Below are 18,218 nucleotides of genomic sequence, written 5' to 3'. Positions count from 1 at the left end.
AATCGCCGGTCAAGAAAAAGGCGCCGGTGCGGGCTGCACCGGCGCCCGGGGTTGCCGCGGCCTTCGGGGAGGAAGGCCGCGGCGGCCGCCATTACCTGGCGAGCTTCGGGTAGCGCAGGTCCTCGACCATGTCCTTGGTCTCCTGCGACGGCTCGGCCGTCATCAGGCTGACCGCCCAGATGGTCAGGAAGCCCAGCGGGATGCCGAAGATGCCGGCCGACACGTCCTTGATGCCCAGCCACGGGGTCATGCCCAGGAACTTCACGTTCACCAGGTAGAACAGCGTGAGCCCGAAGCCGACCAGCATGCCCGCCACCGCACCGGCCTTGTTCGCCCGTTTCCAGAAGATGCCCAATACCAGGGCAGGGAAGAACGAGGCCGCGGCTATCGAGAAGGCCCAGGCCACGATCGACAGGATCGTCGCCGGTGCGTGCGAGGCCGCGTAGGCCGCGATCGCCGCCACACCCAGCAGCAGGATGCGGGCCACGGTCAGGCGCTTCTTCGCCGTCGCGTTCGGGTTGACCATCTTGTAGTACACGTCGTGGGACAGCGCGTTGGAGATCGTCAGCAGCAAGCCGTCGGCCGTCGACAGCGCCGCCGCCAGGCCACCGGCGGCCACCAGGCCGGCGACGACATAGGGCAGGCCGGCGATTTCCGGGGTGGCCAGCACGATCGCGTCGGCGTTGAGCATCAGCTCGGCCAGCTGCAGGATGCCGTCGCCGTTGCCGTTGGCCACGCAGCCCTTGATCGTCGCCGCCGCATTGGTGGCGTCACACACCGACACCAGGCCCACCTGCGTCCACGAAGCCACCCAGGCCGGGAGCGTGGCGATGGACTGCCCGATCACGTTGGAATAGACCTCGAGCTTGGCGAACGCCGCGTAGGCCGGCGCCGTGAAGTACAGCAGGAAGATGAAGAACAGCGACCAGCCCACCGACTTGCGGGCTTCCTTGACGCTGGGCGTGGTGAAGAAGCGCATCAGGATGTGCGGCAGCGCGGCCGTGCCCACCATCAGGCAGAAGGTGAGCGCCATGAAGTTGACGATGTCGTTCTTCACGAAGGGCGTGGAATGCCCGGCGGTCACGCCCAGCTGCTGTTCCAGCACGGCGATCTGCTGCAGCACCTCGCCGTAGGCCAGCTGCGGCACCGGGTTGCCGGTGACCTTGATCGACAGCCAGACCACGGGCACCAGGTAGGCGATGATCAGCACGATGTACTGCGCCACCTGGGTCCAGGTGACCGCACGCATGCCGCCCAGCAGCGAACACACCAGCACGCCGATCAGGCCCACCCAGACGCCGGTGGCCAGGTCGATGCCCAGGAAGCGGCTGGTGATGATGCCGGCGCCGTAGATCTGGGCGATCACGTAGGTGAAGCTGGCCGTGATGGCGCAGACGATGCCGATGGTGCGCGGCAGGTTGCCGCCGTAGCGGGTGCCCAGGAAGTCCGGGATCGTGTACTGCCCGAACTTGCGCAGGTAGGGCGCCAGGAACAGCGCCACCAGCACGTAGCCGCCGGTCCAGCCCATCACGAAGGCCAGGCCGTCGTAACCCTGTGCGTACAGGGTGCCGGCCATGCCGATGAAGCTGGCGGCCGACATCCAGTCGGCGCCGGTGGCCATGCCATTGTACAGGGCGGGCACGCGGCGTCCGGCGACGTAATACTCGTCGGTTTCCGCGGTGCGGCTCATGATGCCGATCATCGCGTACAGGCCGATGGTCGCCGCCATGAACACGTAGCCGATCCAGACGTTGGGCAAGCCCATCTGTTCGGCGATGGCCAGGACGATCACGAAGGCGAGGAAGCCGCCCGTGTACATCCCGTAGATCTTCGGGAGCCGGCTTACGAAGTCTCCGGACATGGGTCAGCCCTCCTCGGCCACGCCGAACTCGCGATCCAGCCGGTTCATGTACCAGGCATAGAAGACGATCAGCGCCACGTAAACGATCAATGCTCCCTGCGCGCCCATGTAGAAGGCGAACGGGAAGCCCAGGAAGGTGAACTGATTCAGCGGGACTGCGAAAAAGATCACCACGTAGGTAACGACGAACCAGATCGACAGCAGGATTGCCGTGACCCGGAGGGTTCGGCGCCAGTACTCCTGGCGCCGTTCTTCGGTAACGGGATTGCTCATGGTCTTTGCCTCCCGGCGCAGGGTCAGAAGCTGTACTTGACGTGCATGTGCAGGCGGCGAAGGTCGCCGTCGGCACCGCTTTCGAGTTCACGGTTGCCCCAGATCAGCTCGGCGCCGATGTCGATCTTGGGCAGCGGCGAGTAGATGAGGTTGGCGTGGAAGGACCGGGCCGATTCGGTGACGCCCAGCCCCGTCAGCAGCGGATCGTTGTCGAACTGCGCCATCGAATAGAACAGGTTGCCGCGAAGCTTCGGGCTGAAGGCGTGGCGCCAGGCGATGAAGCCGCCGTAGCCGTCCAGGGCCTCGAGTGACCCGTCGGCCGCCGTCATGGCATCCGGGCCCAGGCCGAACGCGAGGTAACGGCCCAGGCCGCTGCCGCCGCTGATCATGTAGCGGATGTCGTCGTTGGCCCCGACGTTCCACTTGCCCGAAACGCTGAGCGCGAAGGCGCTTTCGCTTTCGCTGGTGGTCGCGGTTTCATACTTGAGCTGCCGCGCCAGGCCGGCCACGGTGAAGTGGCCCCAGCTGGCCTTGTGCAGGTAGCGCAGGGTCACGTCGGGCAGGGAGTTGTCGTCGCTGGCGCCACGTGCGCCGGTCAGGTGCGCGGCGTAGGTGGTTTCCGGGTTTTCCAGCGAGAACGACCACGGGCCGCTGGTGTAGCGCAGCTGCGGCTGCCGCACGAAGATCGTGCCTTCGGTCGGGCCGACGAAGTCCACCGCGTCGGGCAGCGCGCCCGCGTCCTGGAAGTTCGACCAGGTCTGGCCGGCCAGCCACTTGTCCCAGCTGACGTAGGCGTGGCGGATGGTCACGCCGTAGGTGTTGGTGGCGACCTCGTTGCCCAGTGCGCCGCCGAACAGGTCCATTTCCAGGTAGGCCTTGAGCTTGTGGCCGTCCAGGTCGGTGTCGGCGCCGAACCAAAGGCGCGAGAACTGGATATGCGAATCCAGGTCCGCCCCGTCTTCGTCCACGCCACCCACCGGGATCGTGCTTGGCACGTAGAACAGGCGGCCGGTCGAACTGTCGGGGATCTCGCCATCGCTGGTGTCGGTGTACATCGAATCGAACTTGATGAAACCGCCGAAGCTGAAGCGGGTGCCCGGGTTGGCACCGGGCATGATCGTGCCGGCCTGGATCGGCTGGGCCGGCGGCGCCGGCTTGGCGGCTTCGGCGGCTTTTTGTGCATCGAGTTCGGCCTTCAGGCCCTGCACCATCGCTTCTAGCTGGGCGATGCGGGCTTCCAGGTCCTGCGCGCCGGCGTCCTGCGCCAGCGCCTGTCCCGGCACGGCGATCGCCATCAAGACGGCGAGCGCCAGCGCGGAACGCGCGTAACGTGTGTGTCGGTTCATCTTTCCCCTCCCGGAAATCCGAACGGTTGGCCCCAATGGCCGGCCGAGTCTGTGACGGCGCGAGGGAGGGGGCCATTCGCCATTGGTCTAAATCCGGGGTGCTTTAGACCAAGGTCTAATTGGGCGTCCGCGGGGCTGGCCCAGAATGGCCGGCAGGCGAGTAATCTTGTTCAAGAACCACCGTGGCCGCGCGCCGCAGGAGCCCCCATGTCCGAGCGAATCGTTCCCGTCCCCCCGGCCTTCGAGGCCGCCGCCGCGCTGCGCCGCGATGACTACGAACGGGCTTACGCCAATTCGGTGCGCGACCCCGAGGCCTACTGGCGCCGGCACGGCCAGCGCGTGCAGTGGACCAAGCCTTTCTCTCGGGCCAAGGACACCAGCTTCGACGTCAAGGACTTCCATGTCCGCTGGTTCGCCGACGGTGAACTCAACGTCGCCGCCAACTGCCTCGACCGCCACCTGGCCGACCGCGGCGACAAGGTCGCCATCATCTGGGAGCCCGACGACCCCAAGGCGGCGCCGCGTCGCATCACCTACCGCGAGCTGCACGCCCAGGTCTGTCGGCTGGCCAATGCGCTCGAAGCCCTGGGCGTGGCCAAGGGCGACCGCATCACCATCTACCTGCCGATGATCCCGGAAGCCGCGGTGGCCATGCTGGCCTGCGCGCGCATCGGTGCGATCCATTCGGTCGTGTTCGGCGGCTTTTCCCCCGATTCGATCGCCAACCGCATCGCCGACTGTTCCAGCAAGCTGGTGATCACCGCCGACGAAGGCCTGCGCGGCGGCAAGTCGATCCCGCTCAAGGCCAATGTCGACGAAGCGCTGGCCAGGCCCGGCACCAACAGCGTCGAAACCGTGCTGGTGGTCCGCCACACCGGCGGCGGCGTGCCCATGCAGATGCCGCGCGACCGCTGGTACGACGCGGTGGTCGACGCCCAGCCGGCCACGCACGAGGCCCGGCCGATGAACGCCGAGGACCCGCTTTTCATCCTTTACACCTCGGGCAGCACCGGCAAGCCCAAGGGCGTGCTGCACACCAGCGGCGGCTACCTGGTGTGGGCCAGCTACACCCACGAATGCGTGTTCGACCTCAAGGAAGACGACGTCTTCTGGTGCACCGCCGACGTTGGCTGGGTCACCGGCCACAGCTACGTGGTGTACGGGCCGCTGGCCAACGGCGCCACCTCGGTGATGTTCGAGGGCGTGCCGACCTATCCCGATCCGGGCCGGTTCTGGGAGGTGTGCGACCGCCACCAGGTGACGATCTTCTACACCGCGCCCACCGCCATCCGCGCGCTAATGCGCGAAGGCGACGCGCCGGTGAAGAAGCACTCACGCAAGTCCATCCGCCTGCTGGGCACGGTCGGCGAACCGATCAATCCCGAAGCCTGGGAGTGGTACAACCGCGTTGTTGGCGAAGAACGCTGCCCCATCGTCGACACCTGGTGGCAGACCGAAACCGGCGGCATCCTGATTTCGCCATTGCCCGGCGCGATTCCCGCCAAGCCCGGTTCGGCGACGCTGCCGTTTTTCGGCGTGCAGCCGGCCCTGGTGGATGCCGAAGGTCGTGAACTGCACGGCGCGGCGGAAGGCAACCTGGTGCTCAAGGATTCCTGGCCGGGCCAGATGCGCACGGTTTACGGTGACCACCAGCGTTTCATAGACACCTATTTCAAGACCTACCCCGGCATGTATTTCACCGGCGACGGCTGCCGGCGCGATGCCGACGGCTATTACTGGATCACCGGCCGGGTGGACGACGTCATCAACGTCTCCGGCCACCGCATGGGCACGGCCGAAGTGGAAAGCGCGCTGGTGGGCCACCCGGCCGTGGCGGAAGCGGCGGTCGTCGGCGCGCCGCACGACATCAAGGGGCAGGGCATCTACGCATACGTCACGCTGAAGGCGGGCGTCGAGGCCGATGATTCACTCCGCAAAGAGCTGATCGCCCACGTACGGCACGAGATAGGGCCGATCGCGGCGCCGGACTGGCTGCAGTGGGCGCCGGGACTGCCCAAGACCCGCAGCGGCAAGATCATGCGCCGCATCCTGCGCAAGATCGCCGAGGCCGGGCCCGAGGGTGTCGATCGCGGCACGCTGGGCGACACGTCCACGCTGGCCGACCCGGCGGTGGTGGATTCGCTGGTGAACGAGCGCCAGGTCCGCTGACGATGAATGGCGCCGCGCCCACCATCCTGGTCGCGGACGACCACCCGCTGTTCCGCGAAGCCCTCAAGGGCGCGGTGTCGCGCCTGCTGCCGGGCGCGCACCTGGTCGAATCCGACAGCGCCGACGCGCTGTTCGCCAGCGCCGAGGCGCATCCCGACGCCGACCTGGTGCTGCTGGACCTGAACATGCCGGGCGCCCACGGATTCAGCGCCCTGGTGCACCTGCGCGCGGTGCAGCCGCAGCTGCCGGTGATCGTGGTGTCCGCGCGCGAAGAGGCCGGCGTGGTCAGGCGTGCGCTCGACCACGGCGCGGCCGGCTTCATCCCCAAGTCGTCCGATCCGGGCACGATCCGCGACGCGATCGCCGCCGTGCTCGACGGCGGCCACTGGGCGCCACAGCAGGCTGAACACGCCGAAGGCCTGGCGCCGGAAGAAGCGCAGATCGCCGCCCGCCTGCAGGAACTCACGCCCCAGCAGTTCCGCGTGCTGGGCATGCTGGGCAGCGGCCTGCTCAACAAGCAGATCGCCCACGCACTGGGTGTTTCGGAGGCCACGGTGAAGGCCCACATGACCGCCATCCTGCGCAAGCTCGGGGCCAGCAACCGCACCCAGGCCGTGCTGATGGCCGGCCGGCTGGCCGTGGATCCCGAGCCGGCGGGCGCGGGCGACTGACGGCCCCTTGCTCGTGTGCTAGTGGCATAGGTTGGTCTAGCCCGGCGACCGGGAACCGCCCTACAGTCAGCTTCCCGGCACCGGCCGGACCACGGGCGCCCGCCATGTCGCAGATTCGTCGCTTCTTGCGTGTGGTCGGCCAGCTCCTTCTGGCCATGGTGGCCATCGTTGGCACTGCGCTCGCGTTCCGCTGGTTGCTGTATCCGGTCCTTCTTTGGGTCTTCGATCCCGGCCCGGGCCTGGCAACGCAGGTCAAGCGGTTCGGCATCCTGTTTTCGGCGACCTTTGGTTACTGGCTCTACGTGCGTTTCCTACGCAAGCGGGCCGTTGCCGAATTGCGGCCCGCGGTCGCCGGTGCGGCGCTCGGCGGCCTGGCTGGAGCCGCGCTGATCAGCCTGGTGCTGCTGCCGCTGTTCGTATTGGGCATCTACCAGGTCACCGTGCACCAGGGGGCGTCGTGGAGTCTGCTCGAGGTCGCCGGCTTCCTGCTGGTGGCGGCGATGCTGGAGGAACTGGTTTACCGCGGGGTGCTGTTCCAGACCCTGGAGACGGCCTGGGGCACGCTGCCGGCGCTGTGCCTGCAAGCGGTGGTGTTCGGCGTGGTCCATCTGGAGAACGTGTTCGCGGTGGACGGCACTGCCTGGGACATGGCCGCGACCGTGGTTTCCGTCACCCTGCTCGGTGCGATGTGGGCCCTGATCTTCGTGCTGTTCCGGAACCTCTGGATTTGCGGACTGAACCACTTCGCCTGGAACTTCACCATCCTTTGCAGCGGCGTGCCGCTCTCGGGCATCGACGACTGGCGCGATGCCGCGCCGGTCCGGACCGAATACCGCGGGCCCGATTGGCTGACTGGTGGCTTGTTCGGCCCGGAGAATTCGCTGTTGACCCTGGTGGTGGTGGCACTGGTGGTCGGCGTGCTTCTGCACTTCGCCAGGAGGCGGGGACGGCTGCTCGGCGCTGTGGCCAGGGTCCACGGGCGTTGACCGCCTGGCGGTTGATCCGCAGGCCGGCAGCAGCGACGACGTGGCCTAACGCAGGCTGACCGGCGGTGTCCGGGTCATGCGAGGCTCAGTCTGGGGGTGCCGGGCTCTGGCAAGCTCAAGGCCTGTACCCAGGAGCTGCCGCCATGTCCGACATTCCCGTCACCGGCGAAGTGTCCAACAGCAAGCTCGCCGCTGTTTTCGACAGTGAGTCCGTCGCCCGCGCCGCCGTCGCCGAGGTCGTCGCCGAAGCCGGCCTCGAGCCCGCCCAGGTGAAGCTGGTCACCGACGACGAACCCCATCCCAATATCAAGCTCGAGCCGGAAGGCCAGGGCATCTGGCGCACGATCATTCGCGCCCATGCCTGGCTGGGCGGCGCCGGCGTCGTCGTGGGCTTGCTGGTCTTTTCCGCGATGATGTGGATGGACGTGCCGGCCATCGCGGCCTCGCCCTGGACGTCCTTCGCCGTCTTCGTGGTGTTCGGCGGAATCGCCGGCCTGCTGGTCGGTGGCCTGGTGTCGCTGCGGCCCGACCACGACCGCTACGTGCTGGCCACGCAGGAAGCGATGGCCGAGCACAAGACCACCGTGCTGGTGCACGCGCTTTCGCCCGGGCAGGGCGATCGCGCCGCCCGGGTGTTGGCCGGGTTGGGAGCGAAGGTGACGCGCACCCTGTGAATCCCTGCGGGCTGCGTCAGGGCACGCAGCCCTGCGTGGTCCCGGGGCCACCGAGGGGGCGCGCCGCGTCCACGGCGCTCCACCAGCCAGGCAGGGCCGGGACATAAACGCCGTCGATGTCCACCCGCATCGTTTGATTGCCGAACAGGCGCGAGTAGGTACCCACCGTGCGGCGTGCCGGTGCCCCCGCCCTGTCGCAGAGCGGGCAGAAACCCTGCAGTTGCTCGAGGTCCAACGCCCGGTCGGCGCTGCCGGATCCCGGGCCCTCGGCGATCAGGAACCGCGGCCGGCCCTGCGCGTCATAAACGAAGGCGAGGTGCATTTCGTAGTCCGGCCAGAGCTGCACGCTGTAGCCGGTGCCGGCGCGCACAGGGTCGAACCAGTGCGAACTGGCGTCCAGCGGTGAACCGCCAATGCTGGGACAGCCACGTCCCAGCGAAGCCAGCGGTTCCGAACCGGTTTCGCCGTCGAGTGTCCAGGTGAACCGGAAGGCATCGGAGCCGGTCGGGGTTACGGTGGCTTCGCCCACCTGCACGATGTGCTGGGTGCTGCCGTTCCAGGCCGTGCGGTAGATCGGCGAGGTCCACAGGCCGTCCGCGCCCGGTGCCGGTGCCTGCAGGTACAGCCAGGTCGGCGTGCCGTCCTGGAAGTAGGTGTACCACAGGCCCACCCACTGGTCGGCGGCCGGGTAAAGCACCAGGCCGTGGCCGCCGCGCGCGGAGTTGAAATAGCTGCCCGGCCGCACCTCGGGCGCAACCGCGGTGATGGTGGCGGTGATTTCAACCGATGCCGGCGCGGTGCCCGTGTTGTCGACCACCGCGTACCAGCGTCCCGGCGCGGGCGCAAAGACCACTGTGTCCTCGTCGCCTCCCGCGCGGGTGGACGAGGCGGCAGCGGTCGCGACGGGGGGAGCGTCGTCGATGCGCGGCGACGAGCCGGGGCCGGCCGGCACCAGGTACAGATCCACCGGGTCCGTGCTGCGGGTCTGCACCGCCAGCGTCGACGCACCTGCCGGCACATCCACCAGCACCCGTTGGTGGGCGCTGCCGGCCGGCAGCGCGAGCGCTTGCGGCCGCGCGTTGGCCAGGGCGATCGGCGCGTCGGGTCCCGGCAGGTCCGCCCGGGTCAGGCGGACCGGCACCAGCGCGCCGGGATCGTCGCCGGTGGTGCGCACGCGCAGGTAGCCGACGCGGCGCCCGCCCGGCAGGAATCCGGGGTCGTTCCAGGCCAGGCGAAGGGCGAAATGTTCGCCGTTCCGCAGTTGCCCGGGACCGGTGGCCACCAGGCTGCCGTCACTGGGGGAGTCCACGCGGATCGCCGAGATTTCGGCGCGCGCCGGCAGCGAGCCGGTGCCGCGGTTGTGCAGCATCACCCAGTACGAGACCGCGGCGTCCCCGGGTTGCTGGATTTCCAGCTCGCAGCTTTCGCCCGATGGCACCATGGCGGCGGTGCAGGCCAGTTCCGCAGGATCGGCGATGCCATCCTTGTCGGCGTCCACGCCCAGGTACAGGTCGACGTCGCCCGTGCCCGACGTGCTGGCATCCACCAGCACCTGCCAGCGACGCGGCTGGCCGTCTTCGGGGACGGGCAGCACGTGCACGGAAACGTCGGTGCCCGCCGCATCGTCCCAGGGCGAATTCGGATCCGGGTCGCCGGCCAGCACGATGTCGCGCTGCAGGGGACGGACCAGCGAACTGGCGTCGAACCGCGCGCCGGGCATTGCCTGCAGCCCATCGAGTTCGATGTCCCGGTGGCCGGACGCGGCGGGCACTTCCAGGGTGACCGCCGATTCGGGGATCGGCCGCACGACCAGCTCGATTTCCGCTTCCGCGCAGCGCCGGCTGTGCTCGGGCCGCTCGCAAAGCCAATAGGGCTGGCGATGCACCCCGACGAAACCGGGTGCCGGGCGGAAGACCAGCTCTTCGTCCGCGACCAGGAGCGGATCGTTGTGGACGAAATGCAGGTCGCCGATATCGGGCTGGGGGTAGTTGGTCCCGGGCACCCGCGTACGGCTTTCGATGAAGTTGTCGTTGCTCAACACGCTGAACCGGGCGGCGCGGTTCTGGGACAGGATGATGCGATCGGCGCGGGCACCGAAGGACGGATACGTCCGGTCATCGTCCCAGATGATGGTGACCGCGTAGTTGCCGCCGTTGTATGCGACCGAGGCGGGGCCGGAAACCACGTAGAAGAGGATGGCGATGAATTCGTCCGGCTCCTCGATCGTGTCGCCGTTGACCGGGATGTGGATCGTCGCTTCGGTCGTTCCTGCCGGTAGGGTGAAGTTCGGGATCGGCGTGGCGTCGTAGTCGGCGGGAGGAATCGCGAGGAAGTCCATGTCGGGCCGGCTGTCGGTATCCACGCCGACAACCACGGAACCACCCAGCGGTTTGTCGAAGGCAAGCCGGACCGGCACCAGTTTCTGGCCCTCGTCGCCTTCCACGACTTCGCCGAACAGGCCATAGAGCAGTGGCAGCCCCGGCGCGAATTCCTCGGTCTGGATGCGCACCCAGGAAATCAGGCCGCTGCCGTCGGCGCCGGTGACGTTGTCCACCCGGAGGACGAACGAACGGTTCCGGTCCGGGATGGTGTTGCCGATGATGGTCACCGGGATCAGGGCTTCGGTCTGGCCTTCGGGGATGAAGACACCCTGCAGCGATACCTCTTCGTAGTGAACGCCGGGTTCGGCATCGCCGGCGTTCGTGGTCATCGACCGGACGTCGAACCGCACGCCACCCGGGCCGGCCGGCCAGTTCAGTCGTGCCGGCACCTGGTGCACCACCGGGCCATCGTCGCCTTCGGGCAGGTAGACGTATTCGTCGATGCGCAAAGTGCGCCAGGGGATCGCGGTGACCGGCACCGCGGCGGAAGGTGCGCCTTCGCCTGCTGCGTTGTAGGCCTGCACCTGCACCTGGTACGTGACCCCTTCGGGCAGGTTCCGCATCTGGATCGTGAACGGCCCGGTGCCTGTCGGCGCGGACACGGCAGGCACGAACGGCCCCGCCGGCGTGGTGATCAATCGGTAACCAAGGATCGGCGAGCCACCGTCGCCGGCCGGTCGCGCCACCGTCAGCGTGGCCGTGCCGGAGCCAGCTTCGCTTTCGACGCCGGTGATGGTCGGCGCCAAGGGAGGCGTGCCGGTGCCGCTGGGGACATGCGGCCGCGCCAGGTGCAGCCGGATGCCTCCCTGGGTGGCTTCCGCGACGTCTTCGAAGCCGTCGCCGTCGAAATCGCCGACCGCAAGCGAACGCCCGTCGGGCGGCAGCACGGAGTAGTACTGGCCGATGTTCGCCTGCTCAGGCATCTGCAGGCGCCCGGCCTGCTGCTGGAACGACAGCATCCAGCTCGGGAAATTCCCCGCGGGCACGCCGTCCGTGAACACCACCAGGTCGTCCTGGCCATCGCCATCGGCATCGATCTGCCGGAGTGCGCGCAGGGAGCCGACCATCGGCAGGGAATGCGGCGCGCCCAGGCTGCCACCCGGAAGCTGCGCGTATTGCTTCAGGCGCACGTCGTCCAGGCCCGGCAGGCCGCCGGTGACCAGGTCGGTGCGGCCGTCGCCGTTGAAGTCGCCCGCCGCCAGGCCACTGGCATTGTCGGCAAAGCGCACCGGCGCGGAGAAGGCGCTGCCGCCAAAACCGTATCGCAGCACGAGGTTGACGGCATTGCCCAGGTAGGCCCCGCCCTCGGCGGTGGCGATGTCCACGAAGGGATCGGCATTGAAGTGGCCGGCCACCACGCCCCTGAAGCTGTCGCGCCCGGCGTCGATAACGCCCCGCGGCACCAGTGCGCCGGTGCCATCGCCGAAGTACAGGTGCAGGGCGGAGCTGATCAGGTGGCCCGACCCGGGAAAGGACTCCAGGTGCTGTGCCTGGACCAGGTCCAGGTGGCCATCGCGGTCGATGTCGAACAGCAGCGGCGTCGCAACGCCCTGGTGCATGTTCGGCGGCGGGCTGCGGACGACCCAGGCGCCGCCCGGCTGCGAGAGCAGCATCCGCCAGCCACCGTCGCCGGCGAAGACCAGGTCGTCGCGGCCGTCTTCATTGAAGTCGCCGGCGGCGAAGGGCGGCGTCCGTCCGTCGGGCCAGGGTTCGAAGCCGGCAGGCGACAGCGGCGTCGTCGTGAATACGCCCGCGGACGTCTGCAGCTGCAGGGTCAGGCGGTGGTCGTTGTCGAGCACCGCGAGATCAATCCGGCCGTCGCCGTCGAAGTCGCCGGCGGCGATGGCATCGGTGCCCTCGTGGGCAAGCAGGTCGCCGGCGACGAACCTCACCTGGGCGGCAGTGATGGACGGCAGCGCCAGCGCTGCACACAGGACCAGGGTGATCGGACGGTTCATGGGCGGCATTGTGCCAGCGGGCAACGGCCGATATGTACAGCAAATCGCGGTCACCGTCACCGCCACTGGCGCGGATAGAATCGGGGCTCCTGGCCCAGGAGTGCGCCGTGTCCCGACCAAGACTTTTTCTCCCGCCGCTGGCCGGCGCCCGCGGCCGGGCGCGCCAGCACCCATGACCCCGCTGCTGCTGTCCACGCTGGACCTGGTCGGGACCTTCGCCTTCGCCATCAGCGGCGCCACGCTGGGCGTGCGCAAGCGCCTGGACCTGTTCGGCGTGCTGACGCTGGCCTTCGCCGCGGCCACCGCCGGGGGCATCACGCGTGACCTGATCATCGGGGCCCACCCGCCGGCGGCCTTCGGCGACTGGCGCTACCTGGCCACGGCGATGGCCGCGGGCCTGGTCACCTTCTTCGGCTACGAACAGGTCGAACGGGTGCGCAACCCGGTGCAGATGTTCGACGCCGTCGGCCTGGCGCTGTTCGCGGTCAGCGGCACCAGCAAGGCCCTGGCCTTCGGCATCGGGCCGGTGGGTGCGGTGCTGCTGGGCATGCTGTCGGGCATTGGCGGCGGCATGCTGCGCGACGTGCTGGTGACCGAAATCCCGGCCGTGCTGCAGCGTGAACTTTATGCGGTGGCCGCCCTGCTGGGGGCGACGCTGCTTGCCCTGGGTACGTGGCTGGGGCTGCCGCCGGCACCGACGGCGCTGGTCGCGGCGCTGGCGTGTTTCACGCTGCGCTACCTGGCCATCCGGCGGGGCTGGAACCTGCCCATCGCCACCTGGCGCGACCCCGAATCCTGACCCCCTCGCGCCGCCCTGGCAAGGGGGGAAACGGCGGGAAAGGTATGCCAGTATCGGCCGGCCGGGCCCGCCCCGCCTGCTGTCCAGACGCCCCCACGGCAGGCCCTGCGCTTCAACTTCCCTTTCAAAGGAGTTTGCAGATGCGCAAGATCGGTTCCTGGGCCAAGCGTGGCCTGTTCGCGGTTTCCCCCCTCGCCCTGCTGCTGTCCATGTCGGTTTCGGCCGCCGGGCCGGCCGAGCGCGAGGTGGCCCCCAAGGTCAGGGAAGCCCTGCAGCGTGACCTCGGCCTGTCGCCGCCCCAGCTGGCGCAATACCTGAAGGTCGAACGCCTGGCGGCCGGGCAGCAGGAAATGCTGGCTGCCTCCGGTGATGACCGCTTCGCGGGCAGCTGGCTCGAGCGCAAGGCCAACGGCGACTACCAGCTGGTGGTCGCCTCGACGTCCCTCGCGCCCAAGCGCGGCATGGCCGACGTCGAATTCCGCAATGTCCGCCACAGCCTGGGTCGCCTGGCCGACGCCAAGGCCGAGCTCGACACCCTGGCCGAACGTGGCGCCAAGGTGCCCAAGGGCGTTTACGGCTGGTTCGTGGACGTGCGCAACAACACCGTCACGGTGAACGTGGCGCCGGGCGCGAAGGTCTCGGCCATCGACTTCGTCGCCTCCAGCGGCGCCGATGCCGGCACCATCCGCTTCCAGTCCATGGCGTCCGCGCCGCGGCCCCTGGCCACCCTCAAGGGCGGCAGCGAGTACCTGTCCAACGACGGTTCGAACTACTACTACTGTTCCGTCGGCTTCGCGGTAACCCGCCAGGGCGAGCAGGGCTTCGCCACGGCGGGCCACTGCGGCAACGCCGGCGACCGTGCGTTCGTGGCGGTGAACCGCCGTACCGTCAGCCAGATCGGTGCCTTCGCCGCGTCCAACTTCCCCAATACCGACCGGGCCTGGGTGCGCGTGGACAACAACCACAGCCTGCTGCCGGTGGTGGATGGCGAAAACCAGGGCGACATCCCCGTGTATGGCAGCACCGAAGCGCCGGTCGGCGCCGCCGTCTGCCGGTCGGGCCGCACCACGGGCCTGCACTGCGGCACCATCGAAGCCAAGAACGTGACCGTGCAGTACCCGGGTGAGTCGGTGAACGGCCTGACCCAGGTGAAGGTCTGCGCCGAGGGCGGCGATTCCGGCGGTTCCTTCATCACCACCCCGGGCCAGGCCCAGGGCGTGCTGTCGGGTGGCAACTACAGCTGCAAGGGCAAGCAGGCCCGGCTGGCCACCAGCTACTTCCAGCCGATCAACCCGCTGCTGCAGGCCTATGGCCTGACGCTCAAGACCAGCCAGTAAGTTCCGGCGGCATGCAATGAATGAACGCCCCGGCTTGCCGGGGCGTTTTGCCTTCGCCGGGGCGCGCATACTGCAGGCCGGCAAACCTGCCGGATGCACAGGGACAGGCCATGTTGTACCGCAAGCAAACCAACAAGTCCGTGGACCAGGTTTTCGCCGACATCGAAAAGGCCTGCAAGGAGAACGGCTTCGGGGTGCTTCACCACTATGACTTCAAGGAAACCCTGGAAGGCAAGGGGTTTGCGCTGGCGAACGAATGCCGCGTGATGGAGATCTGCAACCCCGGCCAGGCCAGCGAGGTGCTGTCGGTGGACATGGCGCTGAACATGGCGCTGCCGTGCCGGATTTCCATCTACCAGGACGGCGGCAAGACCATCGTCGGCATGATCCCGCCGACCGAGGTGCTGAAGTTGGTGTCCGATGACCCCCGCATCGCGCCGGCCGCCCGCCAGGTGGAAGAGGCGATGGAGAAGATCATCGAATCGGCGGTCTAGGGCGCATCGAACTTCTGATCCGCCCTTTGCCTCAGTCGCGGTCCGGCGCGCCCAGCGGGAATAGCTCGCGGTAGGGCCGGGCTTCGTCCACCGCCCGGGCGAACGACGGGCGTGCCAACAGGCGGCTGCGATAGGCGCGCAGCCCCTGGTGGTCATCGGGGATGCGGTGGACCCAGTCGGCGTAGAACAACGACGGCGCGGCCGCGCAATCGGCCATCGTGAACTGGTCGCCTGTCGCCCAGGTCTTGCCCGCCAGTCGCGCTTCCAGCCAGGCGTAGGACCGTTCCAGTTTCGCGACCGACTTGACCAGGCCGTCCCGGCGCTTGCTGGCGTCGCCGGTGATGGCGCCGTCGACCGCGTGCTGGGCCGCGTCCATCACGTGCAGGTCGAAGAAGCGGTCCATGAATCGTACTTCCAGCGCCTCGGCGGGGTCCGTGGGGAGCAGCCTGGCCGGCCCCGGATGCACCTGCTGCAGGTGCTCGATGATGATGCTGGTCTCGACCACGTCCTTGTCGCCGTCCACCAGCACCGGGAACTTGCGCAGCGGCCAGCGCGCCAGCCAGTCGGCCGTGTTCTCCGGGTGGTCCGGGCTGATGCAGTGGAACCCGAAGGGCGTCGCGTTCTCGTAGAGCGCAATGAGCACCTTTTGGGTGTAGGAAGAGAAGGGGTGGCCGTAGAGGGTGAGGGGCATGGCTAACCAAGGGCCGGGGCGGGATCACCATGGTCCATGCGCGGGCCTCGCGCTGCAATTGGCCCGCCGGCACGGATAAAACTTCGCGCTTGTTCCCTGCACACACTTGCCCGACACTCCCGGACGAGCCTGCGGTCCGCGGGCGCCCGGAGTCCTCGCATGCGTTCCATTCGCCTCGCCGCTGGCCTTCTGGTTGCCACGTCCTGCGTCCAGGCAAACCCCACGCCACCGCCGATTCCGCCCGCGCCTTCGCCCTACCGGAACGCGCCGGCGGAAGTGCGCCCCTATCTTGAGCAGGCGCGCAAGGCGGATCTCCTGCCCGATCCGATGGCGCGTTGCCTGGCATGGCCGGAGATTCCGGGCGCGCAGTGGCCCGACGGCCTGGTCGAAGCACATTGCGACAACGAATACGCCCCGCGCCTGACGCTCGACGAACTGGACAAGCACCTGCGGGAAGGCAGCATCGCTACGCTGGAGGCCCGGCTTGGCGCAGACCTGGAGCGGCACTACGCCGACGAGGGCTTCAGCGAAATCATCCACGCCCACTTCTTCGACATCGGTGGTGGTGTGGAAGCGGGGCGGCTGACGCAGGCATGGATCGAAGCCGCACCCGAAAGCCCGTTCGCCCACGTGGCCCGGGGTCACTGGAACCGCGGCATGGCCAGGATGGCTCGCGGCGGCAAGTGGGCAAGCAAAACGCCGCGCGAGAACTTCGAGCGCATGCACGCCTACGGTGACGCTGCGATTGCCAGCTACGAACGGGCCCTGGAACTCGAACCGCGACTCACCGAAGCCCACGCGGGCATCATCGGCGTGGCCAACCTGGGTGGCCGCGAAGACGCCATGAGAAACGCCGTGCGCCAGGCCCGCGAACTGGCGCCAGCCTGCCGCGCCTGGGGCCATCCGCTGATGGTTGCCCTGGAGCCCCGCTGGGGAGGCAGCTACCCGCAAATGGCGCAGTTCGCCGCGACGCTCAAGCCCTTCATCGCCGACAGGCCGATGGCCGCCCTCGTTGCGGCGATGCCGCAGGTCGCCCTGGCCAACCAGCTGTACCGCGCCGAGAAATGGAGCGAAGCAGAAGCCGTCGCCCGGGAGGCCACCCGGCACACCACGCACATCGCGCCCTACTACGATGCCGGCGTGGCCATCCTGCGCCAGGACTCCGGGAACCGCTGGGAGGCGTTGATGTACCTGCTGGGCGAGTCGCGGTTTCCGCCTGGCAACGCCTATGCCGCACGCCAGCGCGGCCACCTGATCTGGGACCTCACGGGCGATGTCGAGTGGGCGGGCATCTCGATCGAACGCGCGGTGGAGCTGGAGCCCGAGAACGGCCTCGGGCAATGGCTGCTGGGAGGCATCCGCGCAACCCAGGGTCGCGTGGACGAAGCCGAGGCGGCCTACCTGGAGGCGATGCGGGACCCCGAGCAGCGGCGCTCGGCCCTGACCAACCTTTCTTCGTTGCTCATCATGGAAGACGAAATCCCGCGCGCGGCCCGCTACGTCCGGACGCTGACGACCGAATACCCCGACCATGGCTGGGGCTGGTTCTACAACGCGCTGGTAGTCATCGACCGCAAGGGCGGGACGTTCAGCCCCGACGACGAGGAAGTGATGGCGGCTTTCGACAAGTTCGAACAGACCGCAGACCCCGGTGACCCCGACCAGTTGAGGCAGGTGCAGGCACTGCGAGATTCGCACCGGCGCATGCGCGAGATGATGGACGAAGCCGACGCCGAGATGGAAGTGCGGGCGGGCAAACGATGATCGCGACAGTGGCTTTCGCGCTGGGCTTGTCTGGCGCCGCTGCGGCTGGTGCCAATCTGCCACCGGCCGACGCGGGAGTCGCCATGGTGGAAGTGCTGCCGGCGGGTGCGAAGCCCGGAGGTCGCGGCTATCCGGAGCTGGCCGAAGCGTGGTGGCGCTGGGCGTTCCGGAAGCCCGATGGCATGCGCCCCTCGCAGGACCCGAACGGCGCGCACTGTCACGACGGCCAGCCCGGTGACGTATGGTTCCTCGCCGGCACCTCGGGCACCGGGCCGGTGGAGCGAACCTGCCGCGTTCCCGAGGGCCGCCCACTGTTCCTGCCGGTGATTGCCGCCCTGGAGTATTCCGTGCCGGGGCGCCGCAGGGACTGTGCCGCGTTGCGCACCGCGGCCGAAGCCGTCGCCGATCGCATGGTGGTGCACCGCGTGGAGCTGGACGGGCAACCGCTGGAACCGGTCCGCAGCGCACCACGCGATTGCTTCGACGCCTTCGCCGACGCGCAATACGACGGCCTGCGGCCAGGCATCTACGCACCGGCGTTTACCGACGGGATGTGGCTGCTCCTGCCGCCGCTGACGCCAGGCCGGCATCGGCTGGTCGTGGACGCGAGGCAGGCAACCGACGTCGCCGTGCGCAGCCGCTTCGACCAGCAGTTCACCTACCTGCTTGAGGTGGGCGAGGCGCCGCCGCAGGAGAGTAGCGAGCCGTCGCCGGACCAGGGCCCGGACGTCTTCACGCTTTGAGCCGGCAAACTGCAGCCGGGCGCGGCCCGGGCTTGCATCGCGGCGCAACAGTGGCGCTGGCACCGCGGGTG

The 18,218-nt window shown here is 68.5% G+C and carries 14 protein-coding genes; 9 read left to right on the top strand and 5 right to left on the bottom strand.

Going from position 1 to position 18,218, the window contains the following annotated elements:
- Positions 1–91: 91 nt before the first annotated feature.
- The 3 genes from IEX13_RS09060 to IEX13_RS09050 are packed head-to-tail and all read right to left on the bottom strand — an operon-like array spanning position 92 to position 3,480.
- A complete protein-coding gene (locus tag IEX13_RS09060; protein WP_188663399.1) occupies positions 92–1,861 on the bottom strand; it encodes a sodium:solute symporter family protein in 1,770 nt (589 codons plus the stop codon).
- 3 nt (positions 1,862–1,864) lie between these two features.
- On the bottom strand, positions 1,865–2,134 hold the full coding sequence (locus IEX13_RS09055; RefSeq protein ID WP_188663397.1) for a DUF4212 domain-containing protein: 270 nt from the start codon (positions 2,132–2,134) through the stop codon (positions 1,865–1,867).
- A gap of 23 nt (positions 2,135–2,157) precedes the next feature.
- On the bottom strand, positions 2,158–3,480 hold the full coding sequence (locus tag IEX13_RS09050) for a DcaP family trimeric outer membrane transporter (protein WP_188663395.1): 1,323 nt from the start codon (positions 3,478–3,480) through the stop codon (positions 2,158–2,160).
- 207 nt (positions 3,481–3,687) lie between these two features.
- Between IEX13_RS09050 and acs the strand changes: the two genes are divergently transcribed.
- The 4 genes from acs (at position 3,688) to IEX13_RS09030 (ending at position 7,980) form a co-directional block, all read left to right on the top strand.
- Complete coding sequence (gene acs / locus IEX13_RS09045) at positions 3,688–5,649, top strand: acetate--CoA ligase (RefSeq protein ID WP_188663393.1); 1,962 nt, start codon at positions 3,688–3,690, stop codon at positions 5,647–5,649.
- Between the two features lie 2 nt (positions 5,650–5,651).
- Positions 5,652–6,320, top strand: a complete 669-nt coding sequence (locus IEX13_RS09040) for a response regulator transcription factor (protein ID WP_188663391.1) — start codon at positions 5,652–5,654, stop codon at positions 6,318–6,320.
- Between the two features lie 104 nt (positions 6,321–6,424).
- Positions 6,425–7,306, top strand: a complete 882-nt coding sequence (locus IEX13_RS09035; RefSeq protein ID WP_188663389.1) for a CPBP family intramembrane glutamic endopeptidase — start codon at positions 6,425–6,427, stop codon at positions 7,304–7,306.
- A 143-nt stretch (positions 7,307–7,449) separates the two neighbouring features.
- Positions 7,450–7,980, top strand: coding sequence for a riboflavin biosynthesis protein RibA (locus IEX13_RS09030; RefSeq protein WP_188663387.1), 531 nt, complete (start codon positions 7,450–7,452; stop codon positions 7,978–7,980).
- A gap of 16 nt (positions 7,981–7,996) precedes the next feature.
- On the opposite strand, the gene IEX13_RS09025 is transcribed toward IEX13_RS09030, so the two are convergent.
- Positions 7,997–12,319 (bottom strand): FG-GAP-like repeat-containing protein, encoded by a 4,323-nt coding sequence (locus IEX13_RS09025; protein WP_188663385.1) that lies wholly within the window; start codon positions 12,317–12,319, stop codon positions 7,997–7,999.
- A 172-nt stretch (positions 12,320–12,491) separates the two neighbouring features.
- Between IEX13_RS09025 and IEX13_RS09020 the strand changes: the two genes are divergently transcribed.
- The 3 genes from IEX13_RS09020 (at position 12,492) to IEX13_RS09010 (ending at position 14,949) form a co-directional block, all read left to right on the top strand.
- Complete coding sequence (locus tag IEX13_RS09020; RefSeq protein WP_188663383.1) at positions 12,492–13,118, top strand: trimeric intracellular cation channel family protein; 627 nt, start codon at positions 12,492–12,494, stop codon at positions 13,116–13,118.
- A gap of 140 nt (positions 13,119–13,258) precedes the next feature.
- Positions 13,259–14,455 carry a S1 family peptidase gene (locus tag IEX13_RS09015; protein WP_188663381.1) on the top strand — a complete coding sequence of 399 codons (1,197 nt, stop codon included), beginning with the start codon at positions 13,259–13,261 and terminating at the stop codon, positions 14,453–14,455.
- Positions 14,456–14,565: 110 nt separating this feature from the next.
- Positions 14,566–14,949 (top strand): DUF302 domain-containing protein, encoded by a 384-nt coding sequence (locus IEX13_RS09010; RefSeq protein WP_188663379.1) that lies wholly within the window; start codon positions 14,566–14,568, stop codon positions 14,947–14,949.
- 31 nt (positions 14,950–14,980) lie between these two features.
- Here IEX13_RS09010 and IEX13_RS09005 read toward each other — a convergent pair whose 3' ends face one another.
- Positions 14,981–15,640, bottom strand: a complete 660-nt coding sequence (locus tag IEX13_RS09005; RefSeq protein WP_188663377.1) for a glutathione S-transferase family protein — start codon at positions 15,638–15,640, stop codon at positions 14,981–14,983.
- A gap of 159 nt (positions 15,641–15,799) precedes the next feature.
- Between IEX13_RS09005 and IEX13_RS09000 the strand changes: the two genes are divergently transcribed.
- Both IEX13_RS09000 and IEX13_RS08995 read left to right on the top strand, forming a co-directional pair.
- Complete coding sequence (locus IEX13_RS09000; RefSeq protein ID WP_188663374.1) at positions 15,800–17,404, top strand: DUF4034 domain-containing protein; 1,605 nt, start codon at positions 15,800–15,802, stop codon at positions 17,402–17,404.
- On the top strand, positions 17,401–18,147 hold the full coding sequence (locus IEX13_RS08995; protein ID WP_188663373.1) for a hypothetical protein: 747 nt from the start codon (positions 17,401–17,403) through the stop codon (positions 18,145–18,147). Before IEX13_RS09000 ends, IEX13_RS08995 begins: the two co-directional genes overlap by 4 nt.
- The last annotated feature ends 71 nt before the right edge of the window (positions 18,148–18,218 follow it).

The organism is Arenimonas soli (assembly GCF_014643775.1).
GTDB classification, from domain to species: Bacteria; Pseudomonadota; Gammaproteobacteria; order Xanthomonadales; family Xanthomonadaceae; genus Arenimonas; species Arenimonas soli.
The sequence above is the reverse complement of the archived record's forward strand: the minus strand, read 5'-3'. Positions and strand labels throughout refer to the sequence as shown.

What these genes read in the sequence shown, in the direction of transcription:
- IEX13_RS08995 (WP_188663373.1), top strand. Translation starts at nt 17,401, where the DNA reads ATGATCGCGACAGTGGCTTTCGCGCTGGGCTTGTCTGGCGCCGCTGCG.
- IEX13_RS09005 (WP_188663377.1), bottom strand. Translation starts at nt 15,640, where the DNA reads ATGCCCCTCACCCTCTACGGCCACCCCTTCTCTTCCTACACCCAAAAG.
- IEX13_RS09040 (WP_188663391.1), top strand. Translation starts at nt 5,652, where the DNA reads ATGAATGGCGCCGCGCCCACCATCCTGGTCGCGGACGACCACCCGCTG.
- IEX13_RS09030 (WP_188663387.1), top strand. Translation starts at nt 7,450, where the DNA reads ATGTCCGACATTCCCGTCACCGGCGAAGTGTCCAACAGCAAGCTCGCC.
- IEX13_RS09000 (WP_188663374.1), top strand. Translation starts at nt 15,800, where the DNA reads ATGCGTTCCATTCGCCTCGCCGCTGGCCTTCTGGTTGCCACGTCCTGC.
- IEX13_RS09035 (WP_188663389.1), top strand. Translation starts at nt 6,425, where the DNA reads ATGTCGCAGATTCGTCGCTTCTTGCGTGTGGTCGGCCAGCTCCTTCTG.
- acs (WP_188663393.1), top strand. Translation starts at nt 3,688, where the DNA reads ATGTCCGAGCGAATCGTTCCCGTCCCCCCGGCCTTCGAGGCCGCCGCC.
- IEX13_RS09055 (WP_188663397.1), bottom strand. Translation starts at nt 2,134, where the DNA reads ATGAGCAATCCCGTTACCGAAGAACGGCGCCAGGAGTACTGGCGCCGA.
- IEX13_RS09025 (WP_188663385.1), bottom strand. Translation starts at nt 12,319, where the DNA reads ATGAACCGTCCGATCACCCTGGTCCTGTGTGCAGCGCTGGCGCTGCCG.
- IEX13_RS09020 (WP_188663383.1), top strand. Translation starts at nt 12,492, where the DNA reads ATGACCCCGCTGCTGCTGTCCACGCTGGACCTGGTCGGGACCTTCGCC.
- IEX13_RS09015 (WP_188663381.1), top strand. Translation starts at nt 13,259, where the DNA reads ATGCGCAAGATCGGTTCCTGGGCCAAGCGTGGCCTGTTCGCGGTTTCC.
- IEX13_RS09010 (WP_188663379.1), top strand. Translation starts at nt 14,566, where the DNA reads ATGTTGTACCGCAAGCAAACCAACAAGTCCGTGGACCAGGTTTTCGCC.
- IEX13_RS09050 (WP_188663395.1), bottom strand. Translation starts at nt 3,480, where the DNA reads ATGAACCGACACACACGTTACGCGCGTTCCGCGCTGGCGCTCGCCGTC.
- IEX13_RS09060 (WP_188663399.1), bottom strand. Translation starts at nt 1,861, where the DNA reads ATGTCCGGAGACTTCGTAAGCCGGCTCCCGAAGATCTACGGGATGTAC.